The organism is Corallococcus sp. 4LFB (assembly GCF_046520365.1).
GTDB lineage: Bacteria > Myxococcota > Myxococcia > Myxococcales > Myxococcaceae > Corallococcus > Corallococcus caeni.
In genome coordinates this window covers 1-2,602 of sequence record NZ_JBKGHJ010000785.1, presented here as the reverse complement: position 1 = coordinate 2,602, position 2,602 = coordinate 1, and the positions used below count along the sequence as shown (strand labels likewise).

Genomic DNA, 2,602 nt, shown 5'->3' with positions numbered 1-2,602 from the left:
CGACCGGCCGCCCGCGCTCGCCGCCACCCTGGCGCAGCACCAGCGCCTCCAGCGCGCGCAGCTCCGCCTCCTCCTCGCTGAGCCCTTCCTCCACCGCCGCCACGGGCGCCGGGGCCGGACGGAACTCGTTGCGCCGGGGCTGCTCCTCCAGCGGATAGCGCTCCTGCCGGAAGCCCTGGCGGCCAGGGCCCCCCTGCTTGCGAGGCGCCTCGCGGAACGTGCCCGACGGCAGGAAGTCCGGCGTCAGGTCGCGCCGCACGTACGCGTTCCAGATTTCACCCGTGTCGCCCGCACGGCTCGCCAGCCGGGGCGAAAAGCCCGCCAGGAACTCCCGCACGTTGTCCAGGTCGCGGCGGAAGTAGAACTCCGCCTGGCTGTTGCGCGCCGCCGCCACCGTCTGCGGAAAGTCGATGATGGTCGGCCCGGACCCGCTCATCAGGATGTTGTAGGGCGACAGGTCCCCGTGAATGAGGTCCGCGCACAAGGTGCGAATCACCTGGGCGCGCAGGTCCAGGTAGAGGGCCTCGGCCTCCTCGGGCGTCTGGGGCGGGGCCTCCACGAGCCGGGGCGCGGGCTGGCCTTCCGCGTCCAGCACCAGCTCCATCAGGAGGATGCCTTCGTAGAACATCACCGGCGTGGGCACGCGCACCCCTTGCGCGTGCAGCTTGTAGAGCGAGTCCGCTTCCGCGTTCTTCCATGCCTCTTCCGCGGCGGCCTGCCCGAAGCGGCTGCCCTTCTCCATGGCGCGGCGCGTGCGCGAGTTGCGCACCTCGCGGCCTTCCTTGTAGCCGGAGTTGTTGCGGAAGTTGCGCTCGTGGCGCTCCTTGTACAGCTTCGCTGCGACGACCTGGCCGGCGTGCTGGACCAGCCACACCTCCGCCTCCTTCCCCGTCTTCAGCTGGCCGATGACGGCGTCGATGATGCCGTCGGCGAGGAGGGTCTCGAGGGAGTCATTCATTCTTAGGCAAAAGGCCGGAACGGCACGGGGCGAGGAGCTTCAGTCGCTGCGCACATCGGCGGCCCCTGCTCGCCATGATGCACGTTGGAGATGAGAACACCGGGCAGCCCCTGGTTTCCATCGCCGTCACGCTGAACGTCTTCCAGAGGGACCACGGACCGCTTGCTAGCAGCTTGGGAAGCAGGGGGCCAGGGGTGCCCCCGTGCCTGTAGCCTGTTCGCCGTCCATCCCTGCCCGGGGACCGGATTGACGTCCACCTGCGTCCAAACGGTTTTCCACAAGGAGCGTTCCGCCCATGAAGGTCCTGCTCGCCTGGGGTGTCCTGCTGGCCTCGCTGTGCGCGCACGCCGGGGACCGGGTCGCGGAGGCCCGGAAGCGGCAGACGGCCGGCCTGGTCCAACTGTTCAAGGACGCGGGGCTGGCCTGGCCCCCGGAGGAGCTCTACCTCCGGGCCTTCAAGGCCGAGCGCGAGCTGGAGGTCTGGGCCGGGCGCAAAGGGCAGCCGCTGGTGAAGGTTCGGACCTTCCCCATCTGCGCGGCCTCCGGCGAGCTGGGGCCCAAGCGGGCCCTGGGCGACCTCCAGGTCCCGGAGGGCTTCTACACGGTGGACCTCTTCAACCCGAAGAGCGCGTACCACCTGTCCATGCGGGTGAGCTACCCGAACGCGCTGGACCGCAAGCTGGGCGCCGCCAACCCCGGGGGTGACATCTACATCCACGGCGACTGCGTGAGCATCGGCTGCCTGGCCATCGAGAACGGCCCCATCGAGGCGCTCTACGTGATGGTGTCCGAGGCCCGCGCGCGCATGGGCCGCGACGTGCCGGTGCACGTCTTCCCGCGCCGGCTGGACGCGGCGGGGCTCGCGGCGCTGGAGGCCCTCTCCGGCGTCCCCGCCGCACGCAAGGCCTTCTGGCGCGGCCTGGAGCCGGGCTACCGCCTCTTCGAGGAGTCCCGGCGTCCCCCACGGGTGAAGGTGGATGCCGCCGCGTCCGCCTACGTGGTGACGCCCGCTCCCCGGGCCCGGGCGCGCTGAGGAGCTGGTAGAACGCCGGGACGGAGGGGCCGCGCCTCCGGTGTCGACCCTTGGGGAGGAAGCGCACATGAACTCGACTGGCTCGCCGCAGGAGTCCGGCGTCACTGGGGGCGCGCGTTCGCTCGCGTCCCTCACGACCACGGAGCTGGCAGCGGCCTTGCGTGAGCGGCACGTCAGCGCGGTGGAGGTGCTGGACGTCTTCCTCGCCCGCGCCCGGCAGCTCAACCCCGCGCTCAACGCGGTGGTGACGTGGGACGAGGCCCAGGCCCGGAAGCGGGCGGAAGACGCGGACGCGGCGCTCTCCCGGGGCGAGCTGTGGGGCCCCCTGCACGGCGTGCCCTTCACGGTGAAGGACGCGTTCAGCACCCAGGGGCTGCGCACGACGTCCGCCCATCCGGCCTTCGCGGAGTACGTGCCCGCGCGGGACGCGACCGTGGTGGCCCGCCTCAAGGCCGCGGGGGCCGTCCTCTTCGGCAAGACGAACCTGCCGCCCTTCGCCGGGGACTTCCAGACGCACGGGCCGCTCTGGGGCCGGACGAACAACCCGCACGACGCGGGGCGCACGCCGGGCGGCTCCAGCGGCGGCGCGGCGGCGGCGGTCGCGGCGGGGC

The 2,602-nt window shown here is 72.0% G+C and carries 3 protein-coding genes; 2 read left to right on the top strand and 1 reads right to left on the bottom strand.

The genetic code is table 11. The annotated features are described in order from the left end of the window. The coding region (locus ACLEQD_RS41110) for an RIO1 family regulatory kinase/ATPase (RefSeq protein WP_410391367.1) at window positions 1-958 on the bottom strand (958 nt) is incomplete at its 3' end. A gap of 295 nt (window positions 959-1,253) precedes the next feature. On the opposite strand from ACLEQD_RS41110, the gene ACLEQD_RS41105 reads away from it, so the two are divergent. Together ACLEQD_RS41105 and ACLEQD_RS41100 are read left to right on the top strand one after the other, a co-directional pair. Next, entirely contained in the window at window positions 1,254-1,991 is a 738-nt protein-coding gene (locus ACLEQD_RS41105; RefSeq protein WP_410391366.1) for a L,D-transpeptidase family protein, read from the top strand. Window positions 1,992-2,058: 67 nt separating this feature from the next. Further along, window positions 2,059-2,602: amidase family protein (locus ACLEQD_RS41100; RefSeq protein WP_410391365.1), on the top strand; the 544-nt coding region annotated here is incomplete at its 3' end.